23 protein-coding genes and 1 pseudogene are annotated in these 26,867 nt (G+C 61.0%); 6 read left to right on the top strand and 18 right to left on the bottom strand.

Features of this window, described 5'->3' with window-relative positions; translation table 11 throughout:
- Positions 1–5: 5 nt before the first annotated feature.
- From BFR47_RS07125 to BFR47_RS19300, 13 genes and pseudogenes are all read right to left on the bottom strand, one after another.
- Positions 6–956 (bottom strand): iron chelate uptake ABC transporter family permease subunit, encoded by a 951-nt coding sequence (locus tag BFR47_RS07125; protein ID WP_281245955.1) that lies wholly within the window; start codon positions 954–956, stop codon positions 6–8.
- Positions 953–1,897: an ABC transporter permease gene (locus BFR47_RS07120; protein WP_071472430.1), complete on the bottom strand. Its 945-nt coding sequence runs from the start codon at positions 1,895–1,897 to the stop codon at positions 953–955. The genes BFR47_RS07125 and BFR47_RS07120 overlap by 4 nt, the downstream gene beginning before the upstream one ends.
- Positions 1,898–1,970: 73 nt before the next feature.
- Positions 1,971–2,897 carry a siderophore ABC transporter substrate-binding protein gene (locus BFR47_RS07115; protein ID WP_071472416.1) on the bottom strand — a complete coding sequence of 309 codons (927 nt, stop codon included), beginning with the start codon at positions 2,895–2,897 and terminating at the stop codon, positions 1,971–1,973.
- Between the two features lie 142 nt (positions 2,898–3,039).
- Positions 3,040–3,324: a DUF2218 domain-containing protein gene (locus tag BFR47_RS07110; RefSeq protein ID WP_071472415.1), complete on the bottom strand. Its 285-nt coding sequence runs from the start codon at positions 3,322–3,324 to the stop codon at positions 3,040–3,042.
- Between the two features lie 62 nt (positions 3,325–3,386).
- On the bottom strand, positions 3,387–4,439 hold the full coding sequence (locus tag BFR47_RS17480) for a TonB-dependent receptor domain-containing protein (RefSeq protein ID WP_175514075.1): 1,053 nt from the start codon (positions 4,437–4,439) through the stop codon (positions 3,387–3,389).
- The gene (locus tag BFR47_RS17475) at positions 4,424–5,311 is read right to left on the bottom strand and encodes a TonB-dependent receptor plug domain-containing protein (RefSeq protein WP_083399050.1); all 888 of its coding nucleotides are present in this window, start codon (positions 5,309–5,311) and stop codon (positions 4,424–4,426) included. The genes BFR47_RS17480 and BFR47_RS17475 overlap by 16 nt, the downstream gene beginning before the upstream one ends.
- A 113-nt stretch (positions 5,312–5,424) precedes the next feature.
- A complete protein-coding gene (locus BFR47_RS07100; protein WP_083399049.1) occupies positions 5,425–6,120 on the bottom strand; it encodes a response regulator transcription factor in 696 nt (231 codons plus the stop codon).
- 9 nt (positions 6,121–6,129) lie between these two features.
- A complete protein-coding gene (locus BFR47_RS07095) occupies positions 6,130–6,978 on the bottom strand; it encodes a sugar phosphate isomerase/epimerase family protein (RefSeq protein WP_071472414.1) in 849 nt (282 codons plus the stop codon).
- Complete coding sequence (locus tag BFR47_RS07090) at positions 6,975–8,312, bottom strand: DUF6005 family protein (protein ID WP_071472413.1); 1,338 nt, start codon at positions 8,310–8,312, stop codon at positions 6,975–6,977. Before BFR47_RS07090 ends, BFR47_RS07095 begins: the two co-directional genes overlap by 4 nt.
- Positions 8,312–9,586, bottom strand: coding sequence for an AMP-binding protein (locus BFR47_RS17975; RefSeq protein WP_071472412.1), 1,275 nt, complete (start codon positions 9,584–9,586; stop codon positions 8,312–8,314). The genes BFR47_RS07090 and BFR47_RS17975 overlap by 1 nt, the downstream gene beginning before the upstream one ends.
- Positions 9,587–9,591: 5 nt before the next feature.
- Positions 9,592–11,310, bottom strand: a complete 1,719-nt coding sequence (locus tag BFR47_RS17970) for an IucA/IucC family protein (protein ID WP_071472411.1) — start codon at positions 11,308–11,310, stop codon at positions 9,592–9,594.
- On the bottom strand, positions 11,297–12,040 hold the full coding sequence (locus BFR47_RS18160; protein WP_342713626.1) for an IucA/IucC family C-terminal-domain containing protein: 744 nt from the start codon (positions 12,038–12,040) through the stop codon (positions 11,297–11,299). Before BFR47_RS18160 ends, BFR47_RS17970 begins: the two co-directional genes overlap by 14 nt.
- A pseudogene (locus BFR47_RS19300) lies at positions 12,032–12,657 on the bottom strand (IucA/IucC family protein); the annotation flags it as partial. The pseudogene BFR47_RS19300 and the gene BFR47_RS18160, both read right to left, overlap by 9 nt.
- Before the next feature lie 574 nt (positions 12,658–13,231).
- Between BFR47_RS19300 and BFR47_RS07070 the strand changes: the two are divergent.
- On the top strand, positions 13,232–14,587 hold the full coding sequence (locus BFR47_RS07070; protein ID WP_071472410.1) for an MATE family efflux transporter: 1,356 nt from the start codon (positions 13,232–13,234) through the stop codon (positions 14,585–14,587).
- Positions 14,588–14,637: 50 nt separating this feature from the next.
- On the opposite strand, the gene BFR47_RS07065 is transcribed toward BFR47_RS07070, so the two are convergent.
- Positions 14,638–15,189, bottom strand: coding sequence for a glycine betaine ABC transporter substrate-binding protein (locus tag BFR47_RS07065; protein WP_071472409.1), 552 nt, complete (start codon positions 15,187–15,189; stop codon positions 14,638–14,640).
- A 232-nt stretch (positions 15,190–15,421) separates the two neighbouring features.
- Here BFR47_RS07065 and BFR47_RS07060 point away from each other — a divergent pair, with 232 nt between their 5' ends.
- A complete protein-coding gene (locus BFR47_RS07060) occupies positions 15,422–16,156 on the top strand; it encodes a hypothetical protein (RefSeq protein WP_071472408.1) in 735 nt (244 codons plus the stop codon).
- 94 nt (positions 16,157–16,250) lie between these two features.
- On the opposite strand, the gene BFR47_RS07055 is transcribed toward BFR47_RS07060, so the two are convergent.
- The 4 genes from BFR47_RS07055 to yfbV all read right to left on the bottom strand — a co-directional run bounded on the left by BFR47_RS07055 (position 16,251) and on the right by yfbV (position 21,319).
- Positions 16,251–17,699, bottom strand: coding sequence for an NAD-dependent succinate-semialdehyde dehydrogenase (locus tag BFR47_RS07055; RefSeq protein WP_071472407.1), 1,449 nt, complete (start codon positions 17,697–17,699; stop codon positions 16,251–16,253).
- Positions 17,700–17,882: 183 nt separating this feature from the next.
- Complete coding sequence (locus BFR47_RS07050; protein WP_083399048.1) at positions 17,883–19,376, bottom strand: alanine/glycine:cation symporter family protein; 1,494 nt, start codon at positions 19,374–19,376, stop codon at positions 17,883–17,885.
- A 610-nt stretch (positions 19,377–19,986) separates the two neighbouring features.
- Positions 19,987–20,745, bottom strand: a complete 759-nt coding sequence (locus BFR47_RS07045; RefSeq protein ID WP_071472406.1) for a M15 family metallopeptidase — start codon at positions 20,743–20,745, stop codon at positions 19,987–19,989.
- A gap of 133 nt (positions 20,746–20,878) precedes the next feature.
- On the bottom strand, positions 20,879–21,319 hold the full coding sequence (gene yfbV, locus BFR47_RS07040; protein ID WP_071472405.1) for a terminus macrodomain insulation protein YfbV: 441 nt from the start codon (positions 21,317–21,319) through the stop codon (positions 20,879–20,881).
- A gap of 278 nt (positions 21,320–21,597) precedes the next feature.
- On the opposite strand from yfbV, the gene BFR47_RS07035 reads away from it, so the two are divergent.
- The 4 genes from BFR47_RS07035 (at position 21,598) to BFR47_RS07020 (ending at position 26,837) form a co-directional block, all read left to right on the top strand.
- Entirely contained in the window at positions 21,598–22,815 is a 1,218-nt protein-coding gene (locus BFR47_RS07035) for an acetate kinase (protein ID WP_071472404.1), read from the top strand.
- 9 nt (positions 22,816–22,824) lie between these two features.
- Positions 22,825–24,993, top strand: coding sequence for a phosphate acetyltransferase (gene pta / locus BFR47_RS07030; protein ID WP_071472403.1), 2,169 nt, complete (start codon positions 22,825–22,827; stop codon positions 24,991–24,993).
- A gap of 168 nt (positions 24,994–25,161) precedes the next feature.
- Positions 25,162–25,662, top strand: coding sequence for a thiol peroxidase (tpx, locus tag BFR47_RS07025; RefSeq protein ID WP_071472402.1), 501 nt, complete (start codon positions 25,162–25,164; stop codon positions 25,660–25,662).
- Between the two features lie 266 nt (positions 25,663–25,928).
- Positions 25,929–26,837: a TIGR01777 family oxidoreductase gene (locus tag BFR47_RS07020; protein ID WP_071472401.1), complete on the top strand. Its 909-nt coding sequence runs from the start codon at positions 25,929–25,931 to the stop codon at positions 26,835–26,837.
- The last annotated feature ends 30 nt before the right edge of the window (positions 26,838–26,867 follow it).

Genomic DNA, 26,867 nt, shown 5'->3' with positions numbered 1-26,867 from the left:
CGTCGTTATATTTTTTGACGGATCAGCAGCCACAAGAAGTAGAGGCCACCGAAAAAGTTGATCACCACGCTCAGGGTGGTGTTAAGCGCAAACAGGTTTTCCAGCAGCCACTGGCCGCTCAGCAGCATCAGTACCGCCAGCAGGGAGCTGGCGACCAACAGCACCCTGTGCTGGTAGCTGTTGCACATCTGGCGGGTGAGGTTGGCCACCAGCAGGCCGAAAAACAGGATGGGCCCCACCAGCGCGGTAGACACCGACACCAGCACCGACACCAGTAGCAGCACCCGTTTGGTCACTGCTTTTACATCCACCCCCAGGCTGATGGCGTTGTCCCGCTCCAGCCAGAACACGTCCAGCTGCCGATGCTGGCGATACAGCAGAACCACCACCAGCGCCAGCGGCAACAGGCAGAGGTACACCAGCTCGTTGTTGATGTTGTTGAAGCTGGCAAACATCTTGCCCTGGGCCAGGGCGAACTCGGTGGGATCCAGCAGCATCATGAAGAAGGAAGACAGGCTGCCGAACAGCTGGCCGAAAATAACGCCGAGCAACAACAGGGTCATGATGCCGGCCTGCTGCTTTTGAAAGTAAAAACCGAACAGCAGCAGCGAGAACAGCATCATCACCGCCACCGACAAGGCAAAGTTGAGGTACACATTGGCCATGGCCACGCTCAGTCCGCCCAGCAGCAGCACCATCAGCAGTTGGGTGACCTGATACAGGGCGTCAAAGCCCATGATGCCGGGAGTCAGAATGCGGTTGTTGGTAATGGTTTGAAACACCAGTGACGACTGGGCGATGGCCACGGCGGCGATGATCAGTGCCAGCACCCTGGGCGTGCGGCGCGACAGAAAATAACGGTAATTGTCCGCGTCCAGTCCCACCCCGACAAAGAGCCCGGCAAACAACAGTGAGGCGGCCGCCATCAGCATGATTTTAAGCGTATCGGACATCATGATACCTGCCGGCCCGGGGTGTCTTTCAGCACCAGATAGATGAAGGCACCGCCCCCCAGAATACTGATGACCATGGTGATCGGCACCTCATGGGGAAAGATAATCAGCCGGCCGAGCACATCGCAAACCAGCACCAGAATGGCGCCGCACAAGGCCGTGACCGGGATGTTTCTGCGCATGTTGTCGCCCAGGTAGCGGGACACCAGGTTGGGCACTATCAGCCCGAGAAAGGGCAGCATGCCGACGATCATCACCACCGAGGCCGACATCACCGACACCAGCATCACGCCCAGCAGCACCATTTGCCGATAGTTGAGGCCGATGTTGATGGAAAAGTCCTTGCCCATGCCGACGGCAGACAGCCGGGTGGCAAACCAGTAACTGATGACACCTACCGGCAGCGCGATATAGAGCAGCTCGTAATTACCCAGCAGGATGCTGGAAAAGTTGGCCATCTCCCAACCCGACAGGTTCTGGATGACGTCGAATTTATAGGCGATGAAAGTGGCGGCGGCGCCGACCACGTTGCCGAAAATAATGCCGATCAACGGCACATAAATGGCGTTCTTGAACTGAACCCCGTGAATGAAACGCACAAACAACAGGGTGCCGGTCATGGCCGAGCCGAAGATGACGAGCAGGTTGCTACCATCGCCAAACAGCACCAGGCTCAGTACATAGCCAAACATGGCACACTCTATGGTGCCGGTGGTGGACGGGGCGGCAAAGCGGTTCTGGCTGATTTGCTGCATGATAAGCCCGGCGATGCTCAGGCCCGCTCCTGCCAGCCAGATGGCCAGCAGACGGGGCAGACGACTGACCAGCAGCACCTCGATGGCGGCGGCATCACCGGCCAGTACCGCCCCGATATCCAGATCGATCACGCCGACAAACACCGACGCCACACTGAACAGCACAAAAACAAGCAGTAACTTTTTCAAGTTGAGCTCCTGATGACCCTGCGAACACAACAGGGTCAGTACGGGCTGGCCCTGTTGCTGCCGCATGATCGGCTTACTGAATATGCAGGTTCTGTTTCACGTCCCGGATCATGATCTCGGTGGCGGTCACGCCCGAGGCGGAGGTGTACCAGGCAGCGATATCCGGATAGGTCACGGCGTGATTCTTGTAGGCATCGGTGGCCTTGACCAGGGCGTTATCGAACTGTTCGTGGGTGGTACTCTTGCCCTTGTTCACCACCTTGTCCCGGTCGATGATGAACAGGTGCTGCGGATTGGTCTGCTTGATGAACTCGAAAGACACCAGCTCGCCATGGCTCGACTGAGTGGTCACATGGGCCGCGTCCATGAAGCCAAAATCACGGAACACCGCAGAAAAGCGTGACGGGGCGCCGAAGGCAGTGATGTTCTTGCCGCTGCTCATCACCAGCAGGGCATTGTTTTGCTCGGCCCTGTTCTTGTCGGCAATGGCCCTGAACTGGGCATCCAGTTCGGCGATCTTCGCTTCTACCCGGTCTTCGATGGCGAACACCCGACCCAGGGTGCGCCACAACTGTTGGGTGCCTTGCCAGTAACTGAGATTGGCCGTCGTGTCCGGTGCAAACACCAGCGTCGGGGCGATCTTGCTCAGTTCGTCAAACTGTTCAGAGCTGCGCGGACCGACGATGATCAGATCCGGCTTCAGGCTGAAGATGCCTTCAAAATCGGGCTCGAACAAGGTGCCGGATGAGGCAAATTTATCGTCCTTGTATTTGGACAGATACCCCGGCAGATATTCCTTGGTCACCGCTATCGGCTCGATGCCGAAAGCGTCCAGCATATCCAGGGCGCCAGTCCCCGTGACCACCACCCGCTCGGGCCTGACCGGTACCCGTGTCTTGCCCATCTGGTGTTCCACGGTAATGATGTTTGCGGGCGTCTCGGCCGTAACGAAAAAGGGAAAAACCAGGGCCGCGAGCAACGCCAGTGCCGGGAAACGCATATTCAACTCCTGAAAACTAATGAAAATCGTTTTTATTATGATGCGCGTAATTTATCTTAATAATTATAAAAAGCCCATGATTAATCATCACCCGCATCGGGTTTGCGGTGCCTGCTGCCCGGCACCCCATTGAATTTGCGGGTTAAACGGGCGGCCAGTCGAGAACATGATGCTCGCGGCGGGCGAAACGATCGAAGTGGGATTTGATCACCTCCTTGAGTTCTTCGAGTCGGGCCTCGTCTTCGGCACAACAATGAATGCTCAGGGTGTCGGCATTCGCCGCAAGGGTGCAACGACCGATATCGAAGTGGATTTCTCCCTCGCTGTCGGTCCAGCTCGCCTCGACCTTGTGATTGAAATGTTTACACAGATGACGCAGATACTTGCTGCCATCTCCGGTATTGATGAAAGTGCTGCTCTCGAACATGGAAAACTCCGTTACATGCAAGAGGCAGGCACTCTGTACCTGCCTCTTGATCAACAAAAGGGTTAGAAGCGGTAGGCCGCACCCAGGCGGATATCCCGGCCCGCCTCGGGCAGGCCGGCGGTGATATCCAGCGGATCGGCATAGGTAGCGTGATCCAGATACTGCTTGTCGAACAGGTTGTTCACGGTCAGCGACAGGGTCAGCTGATCACCGGCCAGCGGCCGCCAGCGGGCATAGACGTCATGCACCCCAAAGCCCGGCTTCTCGGAGTAGCCGTCGGCCACCGTGGTCAGACGCTCGCTCACCCGACCGGTCCAGCCGAGATCCACGCTGTCGACGGGTTGAAAGTCCAGGTTCGCCACCCAGGTATCGCCGATGCTGGTACCGATGCCCATATTGCCATCGGACAAGGGCTCACCATCCAGCTCTGGCCGCGCCTGGCTGTAGCTCAGCGAGGCGCTCACCCGCTCCCAGTCGTAACCGATGCCGGCGGTAAAGCCCCTGGTTTTGAGGTCGCCAAGATTGGTAATCATGCCACTGGAACGACCCACCACGTCATCGATATGGCTGACAAAGGCGGTGGTGGTCAGGGTGAGGTTGCCATAACGGTAAATGGCGCCCAGCTCGTAGTTGTCGGCGACTTCTTCCTTGATGTCCGGGTCATAGCTGTAAGTGTCCATCAGGTACAGCTCCTTGAGCTGGGGACCGCGTATGGCACGGGCCCAGCCACCGTGCAGGTTGAGCCGGTCGGTGGCGTCCAGACTGAAGCCCAGGTTGGGGCTCAGCCCCGACTCGCTGTAGCTACGGCCGGACAGGCCTTCATCCAGCTGGTACCAGTCATAACGGGTGCCGGCGCTCAGCATCAGGTAATCGGTCAGCTGGTAATGATCCTGCACATAGAGACCGGTGACATGGCCGACATCCTTGTAAGACTCGCCCGGGGCTGAAAATTCACCTTCATCATGACGATAGTCCATACCATAGGTCACGCCATGATCCCCCAACTGGCTCTTGTTGCGCAGATCGGCGCCGTAGCTGCTGGTACCGGCGGCGTAATCATATGAGCCTTGAAACAGGGAGGCTTCAGTGTTGTACAGGGTCAGCTCGGTATCCACCAGATCGTTGTCGCGGGCGTAAAGCCGTACTTGCCGGTAATGGTTTCGCGCAGCACTTCCTGGTCGATGGGAGTACTCCAGCTTCCAGGGAAGTGCGCCTTGAAGGGGCGGAAGGCTTCGTCCTCGGTGCGCTCATAGCTCAGGCTGACCTTCTGCTCGTCGGTAAGCTGGCCCACCACCTTGCCGAAGCCGGTCAGCAGCTCGGAGTCGGTATAGGGCTGGGTCTCACCGTTGCCGTCCTTGTATTCACCCAGCTCGGTACGGGACAGGGTGCCCATGGCACTCCAGTTGTCGGTCAGGTTGCCATAGAGGCTGGCGGAGGTCTTGTAGCCGTCGGTATTGCTGTAGTACTCAGTCTTCAGCGTGCCGCCGACGTCCTGCCCCGGGCGCAGCATGTCCTCCGGATCCTTGGTCACGAAGCGGATGGCGCCACCCAACGCGCCCGGGCCATTGGTGGCCTCGCCGGCGCCGGCGGAGACTTCCACCTGCTTGAGCAGCTCGGGGTCAACCGTTACCCGCCCCTGGTGATGAAAGATTTGGCCTGCCTGGGTGGCACCATCGACACTGACATTGAGCTGGGTGTCTTCCACGCCGCGCACATAGATTTTCTGCGCGCCTGGGGCAGAGCCGCCCACGGCCACGTCCGGGGTGTCGGAAAAGATATCATCCAGATCGGTCGCCTGTTTTTTCTCGAGGCTGTCCTGGGTCACCAGCACATCGGTGTCCGGTGCGGTGCGTGATTCGGTCACCACCACCTGATCCAGTTCGGTATAGCCGCTGTCGGCGGCCCGGGCCTGGCCGGTGGTGATGACCGCCGTCACGGCCAGGGCCAGGGCGGAAGGTCGGGTAAGCAGAGAACGTGGGCTGGTCATCGAGAATCAAGGTCCTTTTAATGAGAATGATTGTCATTTGTGTGCATATTCTCAATATTTGCGGCAGCCCGGTAAACCACTTTTACATTTGTTACAAACAGCGGAAATAAAACTCACCTGAAACCATATCCCTGACCGTGAACCGTCTTCAGTCGATCCGGTGCCAGTCCCGCCTGAGTCAGCTTGCGCCGAACCCGGCTGAGGTGCATGTCCAGGCTGCGATCATCGGTGCTGAACGGTTTTTCCAGCACCTGACGGTAGAGAAAAGGCTTGTCCAGCACCCGCTCCCGATGAGCCACCAGGGTCCACAGCAGCCGGAACTGGATCGGCGTCAGTGCCACCTCTGCCTGACCGACCTTGACCCGCATCTGCAGACGATCGAGGCAGAGACTGTCCACTCGCAACATCCGTGCGGGATGGTCCGGCCCGCGGGGGTAACGGCGCAGCAGGGCCTGGATCCGCCACAGGCACTCTTCCGCATCGGCCGGGGCCGACAGCACATCGTCGGCGCCCCGGCTCAGGGCGGCAATGCGCCCCGCCGCCGTGCCGGTGGCTTCAATCGCCAGCAAGGGCCGGTCCGTCCGCTGTCGCCACTGGGCGATCAGTGCGGGCCCCGCCTCCCCTTCGGGCAGACATAACACCACCAGCAGCGGAGCCTGCCGTTCCAGCCATGTCTGCGCATCCACCGCGGAGCAGCACAGAAATGGATGATCGGCCTGCTGCAGCCGCTCGCCCAACGCCCGGAAAAACGCATCCTCTTCGGCCATGACCAGCAGAATGGTATCGGTGCTCACCGGAGAACAGGGCATGCCTCCCCCTTATCCGACCGCAAGCAGCGACGGCGCCCGGGCGGCATCACGCGCCAGCTCGGCGATGGCCCGGCGATCCCGGCGCAACACCTCGAAACAGTCGTTGCCGAACCACTCCAGCGAGGCCGACACGTCCGGATCCTCCAGCAAGGGTGCCAGTAAGTCCCGGTAGTCCACGCAGCCGTCAAACAGCGGCACCATTCCCCTGCGATCGCCGGCCGCTGCATAGACATTGGCCGGGTTGAACACTGCCAGCTCGTCACGGCTGCGCACATTCTTGAGATGAAAATAACCGATGTGAGGCCGCAGTTGCCGCAATAGCGTCAGCGGTTCGTCGCCCCCTTCCCACACATGCAGGGTGTCGAAATTGAGCCGGAAGGCCGGATGATCCACCTCCTCGAGCAGACGCAGCGTGGAGGCCCCGCAATCCGCCAGGGTGCCCGGGTGGGTTTCCACCAACAGCTCCAGGCCGTGTTCCGCGGCCATGATGCTCTGCTCCCGCAGGCAGGCGACGATGGCGGCACGCTCTCCCGATGCCGTGTCCCGGCTACCGCGACGGCCGGCAAAGGTGCGGATCCGGGAGGTGCGCCAGTGCCGGGCCAGGGCGCACAGGGCCAGGGTCTGCTGCCGGATGTCGGTGCGCGGACCTTCGGTCGGCAGGTAATCACTGAGCATGGGCACCTCCAGCCCGAAGCCGGCCAGCCAGTCGCCGTCATAATGGGGCTGCCCCGCCAGGTTGCGGGCGTGGGCGCCCCACAGTTCGATGCCCTGAAACTGGTTGGCCTGGGCCCAGATGGCCAGCTCGGCCAGTGAAATCAGCTGATGCCGGAAGCTGATGGTACAAAGCGCAATCTTCATGCGACTCCCTCCATTGTTTCGGTGGCGGCAGCCGAGCCGTCCGCCAGATCATGGTGCGCGCACCAGTCGGCAAACACCGCCGCCAACCCACGCTTGAGCCTGAACTCGGTCTCGTCCAGAGTATCGAGCTGCCGGACAATCGCCGGCACCAGTTCGGGATCGCCACGTTGTCCCAGCTTCATCAACTGATAGTGCAGCGCCTTGAAACCCTGGATCAGGCTTTCTATCACCTCGCACCAGCACTCGAAATCGGCGTCCGCCAGTTTCAGCTCTCGCCAGAAGAAGGCGAAGGCATGTTCGTAGCCGTACTTGCGGACCGATATCACCGGCAGCTCGCGCAGGGCATGGTCCAGATTGCCTAACCGAACCCCATCGGTGCCATTGAGGTGCGCGTCCAGAATGCGCCGCACCCCCTCGGTCAGGCCGTTGCACTCGGGCCGGAAGCAGGCGAGAAAATAGTCGCGCACCACCGCCGGCACCGGCGGCCGGACCGGAGCCCGGTCGAAGCGCCAGCCGCCGGCCACCGTGGGCTGATCCACCGCCTGCAGTATCCGCGCCCGCGGCAGCTCTCCCTCCCAGCGGTAGTCCGGATCGCGCATCAGCCAGATCTCCGGATCCGCGGTGGTTTCCAGCAGCACATAGTGCGGAAAGGGGCTCTGGTTGAACTTGTTTTCCCGCTCCGGCAGTTGATAGAGATCGAGCATCACCATCACGGAGCCCGTGGCCGGTCGTTGCTCAACCAGCTCGCACAGGGTGGCGATATTCTCGGCCCGGGAAGCGTCCGGCCGGTACCACTGCTGCAGCGGTATGCCGTACAGACGCTCAAACCAGTGACGAAAGAAGTCATGGTTTATCGAGGGGGCGTGGTAGCTCAGTACCCAGCCCGGCTCGATGGCGAAATCCGCATCCCAGACCGAAAAATAGTAAGGTCGGTGATCGATGCCGGCCTGCTTCAGGGCATCGCAGACACAACTGACGAAACAGTGCACCTTGATATCCACATAGTCTTCGCCGTGAACCCCCTCCCCCTGCTCGTGGTCGGTGATGGCTGGGGCAGATACCCGAGCCATCGCGCGCTCCGCCTCGCCAGCGTTGCGAGCGAGAAAGGCGGCCAGGCTGGCCACGGTGTTGAAATCGTCCTGCCCGAAGGCCTGCTCCGGTATCTCTAAGCCCCAGTCCAGTTCCAGATGAAGCAGCAACTGCAGCACCTGCACCGAGTCGAGGTACAAGTCTTCGTTGAGCCGGGCCTCGGGCCCGAACCCGGCCAGATGAGGATGATTCAGGCTGTCGCGCAGCACCCGGTGAATGGCCGTGATGATATCTTGCTGTTCCATCAGGCCACCTCGCCTGCCACTGGCGCCAGCTCACCGGCGTCAAAGCGTGCCGCCACCTCCCGACGGCTGATCTTGCCGTTGGCCTGACGGGCGATATCCGCGACCTGCACCATCTCCGCCGGTATCTGATACGCCGCCAGACGGGCCCGGCACCAGTCCCGCAGTGTTGCCGTCGACACCGGCACATCGGCCGTAAACAGCAGGCAGGCCCGCTCGCCGGCGAAGGGATCCTGCCTGCGCAGCACCACGGCGTCACGGATCCCGGCCATCGCCATGACCACGTCTTCCACCTCCTGCGGATAGAGGTTCAGCCCCGCCACATTGATGGTGTCATCGAGCCGGGCCACGAACACCAGCATGCCGTCGGCGCGCCGGTAACCCAGATCCCGGGTATGGATCACGCCGTCCTCCCCAGCAAACACCAGCTCGGCCGGGGCCTCGCCGGTGGGGGCCGCGGTCAGCTTCAGATGCGGCAGCACAAAACCGATATCGGTGGCCGCCTTCACCGCCGGGTTGATGGCGATGCACCCGGCTTCGGAACAACCATACTGCTGAAACAGGTGTTCGGTACCGGCGCTGAGGGTCTGAAACCAGGGGCCGGGCAGCACGGTGCCGGAGGTCATCACCGCATGCAGCCGCTCTCCGGCCGGCAGCAGCCGGCACAGGGTGTTAAGCATCGCCGGTGAGGAATACAGCAGGGGCCGGGGGATGTCGCGCAACCGCCGCAGCAGGTATTTGGGATTGAGGTTATCGATGATCACCGGCACCTGCCCCCGGCGCAGGGCCACCAGCAGCCCGGCAATGAGGCCATAGGAATGGGTGACCGGGCAGGCGATCACCGCCGTCATCGACTCCGGCTCGCGGAAGTGGCCGACGTAGCTGTCCAGCTCACGCTCTATGCTGACCCAGGACCGGGCGATGCATTTGGGCTCGCCGGTGGTGCCGGAGCTCATCTGCAGCAGCTCGCCACCGGGCACGGCCGCCATGTTTGATGACAGTGCCTCGGGTGCCTGGCCGTGATGGAACAGCCAGTGGCAGCCGGCTCGCCGGGCCAGTCTCCGGGCCGCCTCGAGCGGCATGTCCGGATGCAGCGGCAGCACGCTGCTGCCGGCGTCACGCAGAAAGAAAAACAGCGCCAGCCACTCCGCCGTTGCCGGCAGGCAGACCGCATAACGATGATTCTGGCAGTCGGCCAGCGCCGGCAGGGCCGCGAACTCGCGGGCGGCGGCGTCGAAATAGGCCTGGTCAAAAAATTGCTCGTTTACATACAACATCGGGTTCAGCTCTCGTGATGGTGTTCCGGACACAGCGGGTTGTCGATCAGGTGGTGATAGTCCACCCGGTTACCGGACAGCTTGCGGGTCAGCAGGGATTCGGTGTAAAGCTGGCGGGCGTCGTGGCCAAGCCGGCACTGACGCGCCTGCAGGCCATGCTCGACGGCATACCGGTCCAGCCGGGCCGCCAGCCGCGACCAGAACCGGTTTTCCGACAGACCACAGTGACGTTCGAGCAGGTTTGAAACCTCGCTCAGGTTGAAGACGAAGAGGGTATCCATCACCAGCTCGCGCAACAGCTCGATGGTTTCCATCCAGTAGTACTGGTTTGGCGCACCCTCCCGGTAGCAGGGATCCATGGCCATGAAATCCGGCACCCGCTCCGGCGCTTGCAGAAAGGCGGGCACATACTCCACGCTCTCGTGAAAGTCGCGCAGCACCAGCCGCACCGGCCAGCCGTTGCGATGCACCAGCACCATGTTCTGACCATGGGCCTCCAGCGCGATGCCGTGAGCCACCAGCAGGTGCCAGACCGGCAGCACCGCCACCTCGAACAGCTGCTCCAGCCAGGATTCCAGGCCATGCTGCGCCAACCAGTCGGCGATGAAGGGCCGGCCGTCGTGCTCCAGCATCATCAGGGCATTGAAGGGCACCGCCTGCTCGCCCGGCCGCAACAGGGGAAATAGGCTCTGCCGCCAGATGGCGGCGAGCTGCCCTTGTTCCTCGGCGATGATGCCGGCATATTCGGCCAGCAGGGTCAGCGGATAACGCTCGTTGAACAGCGGGTCGGAGGCCACCACCCCGGTCAGCCAGCGCGAAATCGGTGGCGCACTGCACACCGAATGAGGCGCCAGGGTGCGCAGCGAGGAGCTGTTCACCATGTTCATCGCCAGCTTGATGTTGGCCTTGTGGGGGTGATCCGCATTGAACAGGGTACGCACCGACTGGCTAGCCTGGTAGTGATCGCCGGCCGCGCCGAGATACAGGTAATGCCCCTGCTCCAGCCCTTCGGCCAGCAGCGAATGGCGCTGGTTTTGCCACTGCCAGGGATGCAGCGGCAGCAGGGCATAATGGTCCCAACTGCCGCCCAGACCATGCAGCCGGGTCGACAGCAGATCCCAGGTGTCACCGCCCAGCTCGGCCAGCCAGAAGGCGCTTTCTTCGCTCGGCAACGCCTGACGCAGGCGGCTTCGCTCCACCGCCAGCCACACCAGCTGAAAGCGCGCTTCGGCTTCGGGGCCATAGTGCCGGTGATCGCTCTCGCTGAAGCCGGTACGCGCCTTGAAGCAGGGGTGATAGGGATGCCCCTCGTCGAGGGCGGCCTCCAGCCGGGCAAAGTCCAGCTGGCGACGCGACGGTGGCGTTACCAGATGTTGCCGGTTCCAGCGGCACAGCCGGACCGTCTGCGCGAGCTCCGTCGTCAGTTGCCCGCGCACCCGGGGCAGCGCCGGCAGTGCCGTGATCAGCCGTTGCAGGCTGGCCGGCAGCCAGCCCCGCTCATCATGTCGCTGCTGCAGGCTACCGGCCTCCATCCGTACCCGGTCGAAGGCACCGATGCGGGCCCGGCAGCGATAGTCGATACCCCGCAGCCGCCAGCAAAGATATTGCTCCCCCGCCGCCGACTGCCAACCGGCCGACAGCCGCTTTTCAAACAGCAGGGCTTCGACCAGTTGCCGCATTACCCGCTCTTCCGGTCGGGCAGTACATTCTTCAGGCAACGGCATCGGCCACCTCCCTCATCTTGCGGCGTTGCCATTGCCACAGGGGATTGACCAGCTCGGTATAGATGGCCTGCTCGTTGTCGGCCTCCAGTTCATCCACGTCATACAGCCGGGTCAGCAGGTTGCCCTTGGCCGGTATGGTGGGCCTGTTCAGCAGGGAGCAGGCAAAGTCGCGACCGGCGCCCCCTAGCTGGCTCGCCAGGTGTTCGAGACGACGGTGCAGCATGGCCAGCAAGTCCGCCTCGTCGACCAGCCGATCCTGTCCCATGCGGCTGATGATGGCGCAGACCTGGTTGACGATAAGGTAGTAGGCGAAGCGATCCCGGATCTCGTCGTCCGGGTAGTAGAGCGACGCGATCTGCGCCGCTTCCGGGGCCAGCCGGTCCAGGTGATCCCGATAACGCTCCGACAGGTAATAGCCCTGGTTGTCCCGGTAGTAGTAGGCGGTGGGGTAGCCGGTGGAAACATCGAGCAGACTGTTCTGCTGGTGCGCCTCGAGGGCGATGCCCTGTTCGTCGTACAGGCGCACCAGCGGCTCGAGCGCACAATCCAGATAGCGTTCGAACCAGCGGCGGCAGATCCGGCCCGGCTCTTCTTCATCGCGGTGGGAGATGCCCCTCAGCAACAGCGCCAGATGTGACGTCTCGCCCGGCAACGGATCAGCGGTCAGCGCCGCTATGGTACAGACGCCCCGCTCGCCCCCGCCGGTGAAGGGATTGTCACGCAGTATCACCTCGAAACCGCTTTCGTCCCGGCCGGGCAGATCCAGGGTGATGTAGGCGGGATCATGGATCATGCGAAAGGCCGGATAACGGCGCCCGAAGCCGGTACGGGACAAGAGACTGTCCATCATGCCCCCCGCCTCCAATTCGTGCCGGCGATTGCGCCGCAGCGATTGGTGATCCGTACCGGGATGGAAAACTTGATCATCCAGGGCAGCGCCGGGTGATAGAGGGTGCGCACCGACGAGGTGGCGGTAAAGGCGGGGCCGGCCGGCCCCAGATAACAGAGCCGGCCATCGGTGAGCAACGCGTTCACCGCCGGGTCCAGCAGCAAGGCCTGGGCCTGCAGCGGATGCATCGGCAGCAGCAGCTTGCCGTCCGTGCGCGCCAGCCGTCGGACGTCGTCACCGAGCAGCGACATGATCATGGCCGGAGCCTCGGTCGTCCGGGACGAGCCATGCCGGACCAGGCTGGCATCGGCGGCGAAGTAATGCAGGGCAAAGCGGCCACCCAGCTCGGGCGCATAGGCCTTCTGTTGCCAGTCGGTCATGCCCTGACGACTCTTGGGCGTCGGGTGCAGCCAGTGGCCGAACAGCACCGCCTGCTCGGCGGCGATGAAGGTGTTCATGTCCTGGTGCTGGCGCCGCGCCTCCACATAGGCCGCCATCAGCCGGTAGCTGTCGGTCAGGCGGTGCAGCAGCTCCAGCTCCCGCCCGCGCAATTGCTCGACACAGCCCTGACAAAAGGCCCGGTAGATTTCATGTACCAGCATCAGCACGGCGGCGAAGGGCTCAACCGGTCGCCAGTCCTCTTCCCCCCTGCGACACAACCACAGGCGGCCAAAGACGTGGCAGCCGGTGAGCGAGCGATAGTCCAGCTCGGCCCGCAGTACGGCCTGGTGGCTGGTCAGCGGCAACTCGATGGCGTCGGTGCCGGCAGGCAGGCCGCTTTCCGGCCCGACGGTATGGCTGCAGTCGATCCCCGGCTCGACTTCACGCAGGTAACAGTTGAGAAAGGCTCTCAGGGTAGCCTGTTCGGCGATATACCGTGATGATGTGCTCATCCTTTAACCTTGTCTGTTCTATGGTCGATTTCATGCTTTTGTTTGGCATGCAGAGGAAGTAAAGTACCCGCCAATTAATTTGCATGATAATCATTTGCATTTCCATAAGTGTTACATATGTTACATCAGGGAGTAATTCATGTCAGTCATTGAGTGCGGGCACCCCATGGTACAGACGCCGGTGTTGTCGCTGTTTTTCCGTTTTGCCGGACAGGCGCTGATCAGCTTGCTGGCGATCACCAGCGCATCACTGGTGGATGGCCTCTTTGTCGGTAACCTGGTCGGGCCCGACGCCCTCGCCGCCGTCACCCTGCTGATGCCCTACTTCACCCTGCTGTTCGCCTTCGCCCTGATCCTGGCCATCGGCGGCTCGGTACAGGCCGGCCACCTCCTCGGCACCGGCGATGCCGCCGCGGCCAGCCGGTTGTTCGGCGCCGCCCTGCTGACCATCGCATTGCTGGCGATGCTGGCCGGCGCCATGGCAACGCTGTGGCCGTCATTGCTGTTCGATGCGCTGGGGGCGCCGGCCCGGCTTCGACCGCTGATGGCGGATTACCTCGGCATCATGAACGTCGCCCTGGTCATCCAGCTCGTCACCCTGGTGGCCTATTACTTCATTCGCAGCGATGGCCATCCCGAGCTGGCCACCCGCGCCCTGCTCGGCGGTGCCCTGTGCAACATGCTGCTCAACGGCCTGCTGGTGGGGGGACTGGGGCTGGGGCTGACCGGGGCCGCCTGGGCGACGCTGCTGGCTCAGCTGATGCAGATAATGCTGATGGCCGGCTACTTTCGCCGGCCGGAGCGCACCCTGCGCCTGCGTCTGGCCCGTTATCCCTGGCGCGAGATGGCCGCGGTGTGGACCAATGGCCTGTCGGAGGGGGTCAATGAAGTGTCGGTCGGGGTGGTGATCTGGCTGATCAACTGGCTGATGCTCGGGGCCGTCGGCGCCGAGGGCGTGGCCGCCTTCAGCATCGTCAATTATCTGATTTTTACCGGGGTCATGCTCTGCTACGGCATCGTCGACGGGGTACATCCTCTGGTCAGTCACAATCAGGGGGCCGGCCGGCCGGATCGGGTGCGTCAGGTGGTCAGGATAGCCGCCCTTACGCTGGCCGCGCTGGCCGCGTTGATGACGAGCCTGCTACTGCTGGCCGGCTCGCATATCCCCGCCCTGTTTCTCGGCCCGGACGAGCAGGGCACCCTGGCGCTGGCCAGCCGTTATCTGGCCATCATCTGGCCGCTGTTTCTGTTCAACGGCTTCAACATGCTGATCGCCGTGACCTTTACCGCCCTGCAGCGGCCCCTGCCCTCGGCGCTGATCGCCTTCAGCCGCGGGCTGATACTGCCGGTCGGCCTGATGCTGTGGCTGGCAAGCGCCTTTCCGTCCACCTCCTTCCTGCTGGCGCTGCCGCTGGCCGAAGGCCTGACCCTCCTGCTCGCCCTGACCCTGGTGGCAGTGAGCCGGCGCACCCGGCCGGGGTATCTGGAAAACTAGCATCCGGTCAGCGTTCAGGCTCCCTCACCGGCCCGGGCCTCGTCTCGGCATCAGGGTTGTTGAACGAGGCCAAGGTCAACCGGATGGGCCGCCAGCCAGCTCCTGGCCGCCTGCCGCCAGTCCTGACTCTGCTGCCAGCTGGCCATGATCTGTTCAATATCCTCCGGTTGCCAATGCAGCGCCTGCAGTATGGCGAACGCTTCCGGCGCGTCCTGTTCCAGGCTGCGCCGCACCAGGGTATGGGGCCTGTCTCCGGCCGGCCAGAACCCGGCCTCGCTCGCCAGGCCGCCGTCTTTGGGCCCCAGATCGTGCAGCCGCTCGAAAAAGCGCTCCACAAAGGGGGCCGACGCTTCGGGCAACCATACCGACAGGCTGGCATCGCCGTTACCGGCCCACAGTTGCTGCCAGATTTTCCCCAGCCGGACCTGCTCTATGGTCACGCCATAGCCGTGTTGCTCCAGCACGGCACCGGCCAGATGGCTGCGGGCCAGCTCGGCGGGTCTGGCCCCGCTCAGCAGGTGGATCTCGCGCGGCGTCGAGTCGGTACAGGCCGCCAGCATCAGGCCCAGCATCAACAAGACCGCTTTTACCGCTGTGTTCATCGCTTGTCCCCATGAAAAAGGGCAAGAGTGCCAGAAAATGTCGTCGGGATCATGATACTTCCATCCATGTGCAGACGAAGTTCGGGACGCTGCACACGGATTATTTTTTGCGTCACCGGCTGCTTTTTCACCGATTTGTGATAACGTGCGCGCACCTTGATGCTGCAGCCAGTCTCACTTCTGGACTCGTTCAGGTAAACCATTGTTTTTATTATTTTAAATGGATTCTCAGATGCGTCTGTCACCCTTATTGAAAGTGGCCGCGCTCAGCCTGCTGCTGAGCGGTTGTGTAGCCCCCCTGCTGGCCATGGGCCAGGGCCAGTTGATGTGGGCCCTGCTCAAACCCATGGTCGGACTGGATCCGAACACCACCAACCTGTTTGAACAGCCGCTGATCAAGACCCGGATGACCAGCCTGCTCGGCCCCAACTACGACACCACGGTCAAGTTGCTGCGTACCGCCGGAGAGCTGCAGCAGGAAGGGCCGCTGCTTTATCTGGCTTCCCGCTATGATCCGCAGCAAGGACCGGAGCGCGCCAGCCTGGTGTGGAACTCCCAGACCAACCAGATGGCGGCGCTGCTCAATAACGGCGAGCAGACCAAGATCTTTACCGAGTCCCATACCGGCAAGGCCGCAGTGTGGCCGCAGGAAATGCAGGACTGGCTGACCCAGCCTGCAGCCTCATCGGCATTGACCGCCTCCCTCAGCGAACCCGCTGCCCCGGCGGCATTGACCGCCTCCCTCGTTCAGCCGGCAGCCACCTCGGCCAAGGCCGGGCAGGAGCAACTGCAAAGCGACTTGCAGGCGGCGCAGCAGCAGTTGAAGGCCGCCGAAGCCAAACTCAAGGCGCTGGAAGCCGGGCAAGTGCCGGCTTCGACCTCGGCGAAGCCCAAGACAGCCAGCACTGACCAGGAGCTGAACCGGGAGCAGGCCGAAGCCGCCATGGAAGCCTTGCTGAGCCAATAACGGCTCAGTCCTGACGTAGCGATAAAACAGACAGGGCGCGGAATATCCGCGCCCTGTTGGTAGATGCCGTTGCCGGCGGCGAAAGGTTGAAGCGTCAGCCGGTCAGGTTGCCCAGATTGACGTATTTGGTTTCGAGAAACTCTTCCAGCCCGATACGGGCCCCTTCCCGTCCCAACCCCGACTCCTTGACCCCGCCGAAAGGCGCGACCTCGTTGGAGATGATACCTTCGTTCACCCCCACCATGCCCGACTCCAGCGCCTCCGATACCCGGAATACCCGGTTCAGATCCCGGGTGTAAAAATAGGCCGCCAGACCGAAGGGGGTCGCATTGGCCCGCTCGATGACCTCACTCTCATCGTGAAAGCGGAAACAGGCAGCCACCGGACCGAAGGTTTCTTCCTGCGCCAGTTGCATCCCCTCACCGGCATCGGCAATTACCGTGGGCTGATAGAAGGTGCCGCCCAGGCTGTGTGGCTGGCCACCACAGATCAGCCGCCCCCCTTTATCGATGGCATCACTCACATGACGCTCCACCTTGTCCAGCGCCGCCTGGTTGATCAGGGGTCCCTGCTGGGCACCCGGTGTCAGGCCGTCGGCCACTTTCATGGCGCTGGCGGCGTCGGCCAGTTTCTGCACGAAGGCATCATAGATGCCGTCCTGCACGAAGAAGCGATTCACACAGACACAGGTCTGGCCGGTATTGCGAAATTTGGACGCCATGGCGCCGGCCACGGCGGCGTCCAGATCCGCATCGTCGAACACAATGAAGGGGGCGTTGCCACCCAGCTCCAGCGACAGCTTCTTCACGGTGTCGGCAGCCTTGGACATCAGCAACTTGCCGACCCGGGTCGATCCGGTAAAGGACAGCTTGCGCACCAAGGAGCTGCTCATCATGGCATCCCCGATGGCCGCTGCATCGCCGGACACCAGATTGAGCACCCCCGGTGGCATGCCGGCCCGTTCCGCCAGTACCGCCAGCGCATTGGCGCACAGCGGCGTTTCTTCCGATGCCTTGACCACGGCGGTGCAGCCGGCGGCAATGGCCGGGCCCACCTTGCGGGTGAGCATGGCGATGGGAAAGTTCCAGGGCGTGATGGCCGCCACCACCCCCACCGGCTGTTTCACCACCCAGAGGCGGTTTTCGGCCTTGGGGCTGGGAATGGTCTCGCCGTAGGCGCGCTTGGCCTCTTCCGCAAACCATTCGAGAAAGCTGGCGGCATAGGCCACTTCACCCTTGGCCTCGGCCAGCGGCTTGCCCTGTTCCAGCACCATCAACTCGGCCAGTTCGTCCTGATGTTCCATCATCAGTTCATACCAGCGTCGCAGTACGGCCCCCCGCTCCTTGGGAGTGGTGTGGCGCCAGCGTTCAAAGGCACGTCCGGCGGCATCAATGGCCGCTTCGGTTTCTTCGCCACCACATTGTGCCACCCTGGCCAGCAGCTCACCGCTGGCGGGATTGTAAACCTCATAGTGACTGGCGCCGGTGCGCCACTGGCCATCGCAGTACCAGCCGGTTTGCCACAGCGGATTTGAACTGTCCATTTAGCTTCTCCTCAAGCAGGTGAATTGGCAGGGCTTTCCCCAGCGATCAATGACGTTATAGCGTGTCGAGTATAGGAGCAAACCGGGTCTCGGTGTGGAACCAATAAACCCGGTTTGAGCAGGCCAAAAAATGCAAAAGGCCGGGGAGACCCCGGCCTTGGCAACAACAGTACTTGGAGGGCGTTAGCCGCGTTCTGTCTGTGCGTCGGTTACCACGTCGGCGGCAGCAGTGCCGGTTTTGGCTTTGTTGTCCTTGACCCAGATATCGGCGTTCTTGATACCCAGTTTAACGGGGTCGAAGGTCGGATCCAGTCCTTGCGCCTTCTGTGCCTCGTAGTCTTTTAGGGCGATCAGCGCCGGCTTCTGCAGCAGCAGGATGGCAACGATGTTCAGCCAGGCCATCAGACCCACACCGATATCACCCAGACCCCATGCCAGCTCGGCAGTTTTAACCGAACCGTACACCACCGAGCCCATCAGCGCGATTTTCAGCAGGAAGGTCAACCAGGGGCGATGAACCTGACGGTTGATATACGCCACGTTGGTTTCGGCAATATAGTAGTAGGCCAGAATGGTGGTGAAGGCGAAGAAGAACAGCGCCACCGCCACGAAGATACCACCGAAGCCGGGCATCACCGACTCCACCGCCGCCTGGGTATAACCCGGGCCGGCCGACACGCCGGGCAACTGCTCGACGATGGCCTCACCGGTTTTGCCCATCACGTTGTAGGCGCCGGTGATGATGATCATGAACGCGGTCGCGGTGCAGACAAACAGGGTATCTACGTAAACAGAGAAGCCCTGTACCAGACCCTGCTTGGCCGGGTGAGAGACCTCGGCTGCCGCCGCCGGGTGCGGACCGGTACCCTGACCGGCTTCGTTGGAGTAGATGCCACGCTTCACACCCCACTCGATAGCCAGACCCAGGATGGCGCCAAAACCGGCTTTCATGCCGAAGGCACTGCCGACAATCAGACCCACCACATCAGGCAGCATCTCGATGTGCATCACGATGATCACGAACGCCACCAGGATATAACCCAGTGCCATGAAGGGCACCACTACCTGGGTAAAATGGGCGATACGCTTGACACCACCGAAGATGATGAGCCCCAGCATGATAACCACGGCAGCAGCAGACACCGAGGTGGAAATACCGAAGGCATTCTCGATACCGGAGGCGATACTGTTGGCCTGAACACCCGGCAGCAGCAAGCCACAACCGATGATGGTGGCGAAGGCAAAGATCCAGGCATACCACTTCATGCCCAGGCCTTTTTCGATGTAATAGGCAGGACCACCGCGATAGAGACCGTTGTCGTCCTTTTCCTTGTAGATTTGCGCCAGCGTCGATTCCACGAAGGCGGTACCGGCCCCGAGGAAGGCCACAACCCACATCCAGAAGACGGCACCAGGGCCACCGAAGGTGATGGCGGTGGCCACACCGGCGATGTTACCGGTACCCACACGGCCGGACAGCGACAGCGTCAGGGCCTGGAAAGAAGTGATACCCGCAGGTGAGTCCTCGCCCTTGAACATCAGGCGAACCATTTCCTTGATATGACGGATCTGCAGAAAACGGGTGCGCAGCGAGAAGTACAGTCCTACCCCCAGACACAGATAGATCAGGGGCAAGCTCCATATATAACCATTTATACCATTAACCAGGTCACTCATATAACGTCCTTTGTTCTAAGTTAGGATGACTGCCTCGGCAGAACATTACCCTGTCTGTACTTGTCATTAATGACCAGGGCATACCCCGCCGTTAAGTGCAGAAAAAAATACTCTGCAATGAGGCACAACACAAGTGGGCGCATTGATTAGAATTTCTCATCCTTGAAGCCCCAAAACTGCAACATTTTCCCTACATCGCTTCCGCGAGGACACCGCATGCCATACTACCGCTCACCACAAAATCGTAACCATCTATTTTAAATAGGAAAAATATAAAGGGCACGCTTACAACGCTGCTACATGCAAACGTACATTAACTTACAAACAGGTAAAACAGTCTGGATGAGGGAACCGATACAGTGTTAAAAAAACGTGAAAAAGATCACATTTCATTTAGCTACAACAAAGGCATTTGTAAGTGAATTTAACAAGGAAAAGACCTAGATACCGGTCATTAATTGACAAAAAATGTACAAAATCAGCATAAAAAATGGCTGCCTGTTTCGAATAAAAAACAGGCCGACAACTCACGCTGTGACCTGCAACCAGCCAAAATAGAGTAATGGAACAACAGAGTATCGAAACAGGCCGTACCGTCCGGCCCAAGGACTTACCGCGGGAACATCGCCACCTGCTCCTGCCAGCGTTGCTGTAATGTCACCAGTGATATGGCGCCAAAATGAGCCTGATCTCCCTGGCTGTACCAGGCCCAGGACTGATTGCCATAATCGAAATGCCACCATTCACTGGGCAAATTGGTGAAGCCGGCATGTGTCATGACACTGTGCAGCAGTCGACGATTCTCGATCACATCCGCTTCCCGGGCCGAAGGCTTGCCGACCGCCTCGAAGGCGGCACTGTAAGACCAGGGGCTGATATCATCGAACTCGGTGCCCATGTCCAGCCAGTTGCCGTCACCATCACACAGGGTGACATCAACCGAGCCACCGGTCAGATGCGGACTGGGCGCAGCGGGGTCACTGCTGGGTGGTGCCACGAAATGACGGCTACGCGCCAGCAGTTCGGCCTCGCTCTCGCTGGAAAAATGCGCTTTCATCGCGGTCGACAGGGTATCAAACAGATATTGCTGCACCCGCAGCGGACGCCAGCCATCCAGCACCACCAGCTCGATGCCGGCAGGCAGCAACCGAGCCGCCTTCTGCAACCGGGTCAATACCGGACGGCGCACGTAACACTGGTTCAGAGCTCCCGGCACCCCCAGATGGAAATAGGCCGGATATACCCGCAGGGGCGATGTGACCAGTCCCAGCGGCACCAGCGGCTCTTCGGTTTCGACAATGGGCAATGCCTGCAGTTGCAGCCAGTCCGGCTCGGGTCGGGCCGCAATGGCCTGGGACAGGAAATTCATCAGATTCGCCAAGGGTTACGGAAAGATGACTCAGACTCGCCAATATCGGCGTTGTTTGCAAGTGGACGGGCCATTGACCGGAGGACAACAGGGCCGGATGCTTCGGCGTGTGCCCCAGTCATGGTCGCCGAGCCTAAAGATCCCGGATAAAAGACTTGTCCAGCTGCTTGAAGGCGAGATTGAGGGTCTCTCCCAGCTCAAAATAGCAGGGACGGGAGACCGGCTCCTTGATGGGCACGCCGGCGGCAGCGATTTTCTGATACAGCTGCCGATACCAGTTCACCAGCGTCGGCGACAACCGGGTATCGGCCCGCTTGCCCAGCCAGTACAGCCCCTGCAGCGGCAGACTGGCGAGAAACAGCACCGAGGCTACCACTCCGGGCCAATAGCGGGGATCTCCCAGCTGAAACTGTACCAGCAGACTCAGGATGATCAGTGCCGGCAAGGCACGCAGCCCCAGCCGAGTGGCCGCCATTATGCGATACTCGGGAAACAGCGCCGCCAGCTGCCGTTCTTGCGGCCAGACGTCGAGATAATCACTGCCTCTGTGCAGGGTGGTGCTGAATGTGCCCATGGTACCTCCGGGGCTGGACGCCACTTGACAGGTAAGTGGTCATTAATGGACTTAGGTCAATAAACCAAACTTTCGTTCTGTTTATTTTACAATACGACGAAGGTATTATCCCGCCTTCGTTATGCTCCGGCACCGCCGAAGCAGTCAGGGATGGTAGCGGCGTTGTCCCCGCTTGGGAATACGCCTTACTCTTAAGGATAGAGTTGCACCAACATTTATTGTCCGGACACCGGTTTCGGGCCAACGATTGTAATAATCCCTGACGCAAAGGTTGATTGATGACTAGTAAGCTGGTTTTAGTACTTAACTGCGGCAGTTCGTCGCTCAAGTTCGCCATTCTCAATGCCGAAAGCGGCGAGGAGAAACTCTCCGGCCTGGCCGAGTGTTTTTACCTTCCCGATGCCCGCATCAAATGGAAACTCGATGGCCACAAGGGCAGCGCCGAGCTCGGTGCCGGTGCGGCCCACCAGCAGGCGCTGGACTTTATCGAACAACAGTTGCTGGCCCCTCACCCCGAGCTGGTCAACAACCTGGTGGCCATCGGCCACCGTGTGGTACACGGCGGTGAGCAGTTTACCCAGTCGGTGCTGATCGACGATGCCGTTATCAAGGGTATCGAGGACTGTGCCAGCCTGGCCCCCCTGCACAACCCGGCTCATCTGATCGGCATCGCCTCGGCCCGCCGTTCTTTTGCCACGCTGCCGCAGGTAGCGGTGTTCGACACCGCCTTTCATCAATCCATGCCCGAGCGAGCCTACCTTTATGCCCTGCCCTACCACCTGTATCGGGACCAGGGGATACGCCGCTATGGCATGCACGGCACCAGCCATTACTTCATTGCCCAGCAGGCTGCTGCCCTGCTCGACAAGCCGCTGGCCGAGCTGAACATCATCAGCTGTCATCTGGGCAACGGTGCCTCGGTCTGCGCCATCAAGAACGGCCAGTCGGTGGATACCTCCATGGGGCTGACACCGCTCGAAGGACTGGTGATGGGCACCCGCAGCGGTGATATCGATCCGGCCATTATCTTTCATCTGCACGATACCCTGGGCTACAGCACCACTCGTATCAACGACATGCTGACCAAGGAATCCGGCCTACTGGGACTGACCGAGCGCAGCAGTGACTGCCGCTTTGCCGAAGATAACTATGACCAGCTTCCCGAAGCCAAGCGGGCGCTGGACCTCGCCTGCTACCGTCTGGCCAAGTATATTGCCGGCTACAGCTGTGCCATGGATGGTCGCCTGGATGGCATCGTGTTCACCGGGGGTATCGGCGAAAATTCCAGCCTGTTCAGAGAGCTGACGCTGTCTTACCTGAGCCTGCTTGGCGTCAGGCTCGATCCGGAGGCCAACCTGGCCGCCCGCTTCGGCAAGGCCGGCCGTATTACCACCGCCGACAGCACCCCCGCCTGGGTGATTCCGACCAACGAGGAATGGGTTATCGCCCAGGATGCGCTGGCCCTGTCCGAACAATCACTTTCCGCTCAACACTAAGGGGATCTCATGGCCAGAACCATAATGCTCATACCCGTCAGCGGTGGTGTCGGCGCGACCTCGGTCAGCCTCGGCATGGTACGCGCCATGGAGCGCAACGGGGTGAATGTCAGTTTTTTCAAACCGGTCTCTCAGCCACGCCATCGTAGCAAGATTCAGGATCATTCCACCGCGGTCATCGCCAACGGCTCCAATATCACGCCGCCGGAGCCTTTCGCCCTGAGCTATGCCGAAAGCATGATCTCCAGAGGCAACCTGGATGTGCTGCTGGAAGAAATCGTCGCCCGCTTTGAACAGCACCTGCTGGACAGCGGCGCGGAAGTAGTGGTGGTGGAAGGCCTGATCCCCACCGACAAGCAGCCTTTTGCCAACCGCATCAATTACGATGTCGCCAAGGCACTGGATGCGGACATGGTGTTTATCACCCAGCCGGGCAGCGACACCAGCCAACAGCTGAAAGATCGTATCGAACTGGCCTGCGCCAACTTCGGCGGCATGCTCAACAAGCGTATCGTCGGCTGCATCATCAACAAGGTCGGCGCCCCCACGGATGAGCAGGGCAATACCCGCCCCGATCTCACCGAGATGTTCAACCCCAATAACAAGAATGAGCAATACCCCCCCAATCTGGAGGTGTTGCAGGTCTTCGGCAAGACACCGCTGCGCATTCTCGGCTGCATTCCCTGGAATACCCAGTTAGTGGCACCGCGCGCCGTGGATCTGGCCCGCCATCTGAATGCCACCATCATCAACGAAGGCAAGCTCCACAGCCGCCGGTTGCAAAGTGTCACCTTCTGCGCCCGTGCCCTGCACAACATGGTACAGCACTTCAAGCCGGGCAGTTTACTGGTGGCCTCGGGCGATCGATCGGACGTAATCGTCTCGGTCTGCCTGGCGGCGATGAACGGGGTCAAGATTGGCGCCCTGCTGCTGAACGGCAGCTATCATCCCGAGCCGCAAATCATGGATCTGTGCCAGCGCGCCATCGAAACCGGCCTGCCGATACTAATGGTCAATACCAATACCTGGCAGACCGCCGTGAGCCTGCAGCACTTCAACCTGGAGATCCCGGTGGACGATCTGGGTCGTATCGAGCTGGTGCAGGATTACATGGCCAGCCATATCGACAAACACTGGATCGAATCCCTCAGTGCCAAATCGACCCGCAGCCGTCGCCTGAGTCCGCCGGCGTTCCGCTATCAGCTGACCGAACTGGCCCGCCGCGCCGCAAAGCGTGTGGTACTGCCGGAAGGGGAAGAGCCGCGTACCATCAAGGCCGCCGCCATCTGCGCCGAACGGGGCATCGCCCGCCCGGTCCTGCTCGGCAACAAGGAAGAGATAATGCGTGTGGCCGCCCAGCAGGGGGTGGTGCTGGACGACCGGGTAGAGATCGTCGATCCGGCCCTGGCACGCGACCATTACGTCGAGCGACTGGTCGAGCTGCGCAAATCCAAGGGCATTACCGAAGTGGTCGCCCGGGAGCAGCTGGAAGACAACGTGGTGCTGGGCACCATGATGCTGGAGCGCGACGAGGTCGATGGCCTGGTCTCCGGCGCCATCCATACCACCGCCAACACCATACGTCCGCCGCTGCAGATCATCAAAACCGCCCCCGGCTCGTCACTGGTGTCGTCGGTGTTCTTCATGCTGCTGCCGGATCAGGTGCTGGTATACGGAGATTGCGCCATCAACCCGGATCCCACCGCCGAGCAGCTGGCGGAGATCGCCATTCAGTCGGCCGAGTCGGCCCAGGCCTTCGGTATAGAGCCGCGGGTGGCGATGATCTCCTACTCCACCGGCACCTCCGGTACCGGCGCCGATGTGGACAAGGTGCGTGAAGCCACTCGCCTCGCCCAGGAAAAACGTCCGGATCTGGTGATCGACGGTCCGCTGCAGTACGACGCCGCCATCATGGAAAACGTGGCCAAGTCCAAGGCGCCCAACTCGCCGGTAGCGGGCAAGGCAACGGTATTTATCTTCCCGGATCTGAATACCGGCAATACCACCTACAAGGCCGTGCAGCGCTCGGCTCAACTGGTATCCATCGGTCCCATGCTGCAGGGCATGCGCAAACCGGTGAACGATTTGTCGCGCGGCGCCCTGGTCGACGACATCGTCTACACCATTGCCCTCACCGCCATTCAGGCCGACCAGCTGGCCGGCAAGGACAAGGGCTGATAACCTCGCCGCCCCTCGCCCAGTGTTCACTGCATAGGTGTTCACTGCACATGGGGCGGCGCCTTTCCTGACCACACTCAAGCGAATACCGCGCTTGGTGCAAAAATAAAAACCTTTTCCTTATGATGAAAACTGGTAACTTAATCCCTTTCATACAGGAGATAAATCATGTCTACAGTGACTTTCCAGGGTAATTCCGTCGCCGTTTCCGGTCAGTTTCCCCAGGCCGGCCAGGCCGCGCCCGACTTCACCCTGACCGGTGCCGATCTGAACGATATTCGTCTGGCCGACTTCAAGGGACAGAAACTGCTGCTCAATATCTTCCCCAGCGTGGATACCGGCGTCTGTGCGACCAGCGTGCGCACCTTCAATGAAAAAGCCGCCGCCCTGGCCAATACCAAGGTGCTCTGTGTCTCCATGGATCTGCCCTTCGCCTTTGGCCGTTTCTGCGCCGCCGAAGGCATCGAAAATGTACAGGTGGCTTCCGCCTTCCGTCACGCCGAATTTCTGAATGCCTACGGTGTCGCCCTGAGCGATGGCGCCCTGCGTGGTCTGTCTGCCCGTGCCGTGGTGTGCATCGATGAACAAGGCAAGGTAGTGTACAGCGAGCGCGTTGCCGAGCTGACCGACGAGCCGGCCTACGACCCGGCTGTCGCCGCCTTGTCCTGATCCTGACGGATCCCTGCCCGATCTGTTTTTTGTTTTAATATCAAGAAACTAGCGGCATAGTTCGGGGTAATCTACAGACTTACTCACAGTTTATGTGGATAACCCCGGCCTTTTGCCGGCCATTTGCCCCACTTCCGACAGCTCAATCCTGCGTGATATCCGTAAGCCTCTGTTATTCTGATGGTGTAGTATCGATCAAAGCGGCATCCCGTCCGACAGGCATCAACCCGGCTGCCGTATCAATCTGGCGAAGAGAGGGAGGAAGCATGAATATACTGCTTACCGGTGGTACCGGCTTCATCGGCCATCGTTTAATGAGCCATCTGCGGCCTCATCATCAGGTCACCGTACTAAGCCGTAATCCCAACAAGGTGTATCAGCGCCTGGGACACGATATCCGCGCTATTGCCTCTCTCGACGAGCTCGAGAACCTCGATCGGTTCGATGCGGTCATTAACCTCGCCGGCGAACCCATCGCCGACAAGCGCTGGAGTCAGGAGCAGAAAGATCGTATCTGCCAGAGCCGCTGGCAGCTCACCCGGCAACTCGTCGAAAAGCTCACCGCCGGCCGGCAACCGCCCAGGGTGATGATCAGCGGCTCGGCCGTCGGCTTTTATGGCCGTCAGGGCGACTCTCTGGTCGATGAAGACTCCAACCCGCACCCGGAGTTCAGCCATGAAGTCTGCGCCCGGTGGGAGCAGCTGGCTCAGGCCGCCGAGAGTGAACACACCCGGGTATGCCGGATCCGACTGGGCGTGGTACTGGGCGCCGAGGGCGGCGCCCTGAAGAAAATGCTGCCCGGCTACCGGTTTGGGCTGGGAGGTCCTATTGGCTCCGGTAAACAGTATATGTCCTGGATCCACATCGAAGACGTGGTGAATCTGATCCTGTTTCTGCTGGAACACGAGGAATGCAGTGGCCCCTTCAACGCCACCTCCCCCGAACCGGTGACCAATGAGCACTTCAGCCAGAGTCTGGCCCGGGTGCTGAGCAAGCCCCACTTTGCCCGGGTTCCCGCCTGGGCGATGAGGCTGCTGTTCGGAGAAATGGCCGATTTGCTGCTCACCGGCCAGCGGGTAATGCCGGTCCGGTTACAGCAGGCGGGGTTTCATTTCCGTTACCCCACCCTCGACAAGGCACTGAAAGAAACCCTGAATACGCCTCAAGGCCGCTGACGCCGGCTCATCCCCACTGGCGCAGACGCC

Origin of the sequence: Oceanisphaera psychrotolerans (assembly GCF_001870485.1) — a bacterium.
Taxonomy (GTDB): Bacteria; Pseudomonadota; Gammaproteobacteria; order Enterobacterales; family Aeromonadaceae; genus Oceanimonas; species Oceanimonas psychrotolerans.
The sequence above is the reverse complement of the archived record's forward strand: the minus strand, read 5'-3'. Positions and strand labels throughout refer to the sequence as shown.

Bases quoted from the DNA above. Each gene is read 5' to 3' on its own strand.
- BFR47_RS07060 (WP_071472408.1), top strand. From the start codon at position 15,422: ATGCGTCTGTCACCCTTATTGAAAGTGGCCGCGCTCAGCCTGCTGCTG.
- BFR47_RS07065 (WP_071472409.1), bottom strand. From the start codon at position 15,189: ATGAACACAGCGGTAAAAGCGGTCTTGTTGATGCTGGGCCTGATGCTG.
- yfbV (WP_071472405.1), bottom strand. From the start codon at position 21,319: ATGGGCACATTCAGCACCACCCTGCACAGAGGCAGTGATTATCTCGAC.
- BFR47_RS17970 (WP_071472411.1), bottom strand. From the start codon at position 11,310: ATGCCGTTGCCTGAAGAATGTACTGCCCGACCGGAAGAGCGGGTAATG.
- pta (WP_071472403.1), top strand. From the start codon at position 22,825: ATGGCCAGAACCATAATGCTCATACCCGTCAGCGGTGGTGTCGGCGCG.
- BFR47_RS07110 (WP_071472415.1), bottom strand. From the start codon at position 3,324: ATGTTCGAGAGCAGCACTTTCATCAATACCGGAGATGGCAGCAAGTAT.
- BFR47_RS07095 (WP_071472414.1), bottom strand. From the start codon at position 6,978: ATGAAGATTGCGCTTTGTACCATCAGCTTCCGGCATCAGCTGATTTCA.
- BFR47_RS07050 (WP_083399048.1), bottom strand. From the start codon at position 19,376: ATGAGTGACCTGGTTAATGGTATAAATGGTTATATATGGAGCTTGCCC.
- BFR47_RS17475 (WP_083399050.1), bottom strand. From the start codon at position 5,311: ATGACCAGCCCACGTTCTCTGCTTACCCGACCTTCCGCCCTGGCCCTG.
- BFR47_RS07070 (WP_071472410.1), top strand. From the start codon at position 13,232: ATGTCAGTCATTGAGTGCGGGCACCCCATGGTACAGACGCCGGTGTTG.
- BFR47_RS07020 (WP_071472401.1), top strand. From the start codon at position 25,929: ATGAATATACTGCTTACCGGTGGTACCGGCTTCATCGGCCATCGTTTA.
- BFR47_RS07115 (WP_071472416.1), bottom strand. From the start codon at position 2,897: ATGCGTTTCCCGGCACTGGCGTTGCTCGCGGCCCTGGTTTTTCCCTTT.
- BFR47_RS17975 (WP_071472412.1), bottom strand. From the start codon at position 9,586: ATGTTGTATGTAAACGAGCAATTTTTTGACCAGGCCTATTTCGACGCC.
- BFR47_RS07035 (WP_071472404.1), top strand. From the start codon at position 21,598: ATGACTAGTAAGCTGGTTTTAGTACTTAACTGCGGCAGTTCGTCGCTC.
- BFR47_RS07045 (WP_071472406.1), bottom strand. From the start codon at position 20,745: ATGAATTTCCTGTCCCAGGCCATTGCGGCCCGACCCGAGCCGGACTGG.
- BFR47_RS07055 (WP_071472407.1), bottom strand. From the start codon at position 17,699: ATGGACAGTTCAAATCCGCTGTGGCAAACCGGCTGGTACTGCGATGGC.
- BFR47_RS07090 (WP_071472413.1), bottom strand. From the start codon at position 8,312: ATGGAACAGCAAGATATCATCACGGCCATTCACCGGGTGCTGCGCGAC.
- BFR47_RS07100 (WP_083399049.1), bottom strand. From the start codon at position 6,120: ATGCCCTGTTCTCCGGTGAGCACCGATACCATTCTGCTGGTCATGGCC.
- tpx (WP_071472402.1), top strand. From the start codon at position 25,162: ATGTCTACAGTGACTTTCCAGGGTAATTCCGTCGCCGTTTCCGGTCAG.
- BFR47_RS07125 (WP_281245955.1), bottom strand. From the start codon at position 956: ATGATGTCCGATACGCTTAAAATCATGCTGATGGCGGCCGCCTCACTG.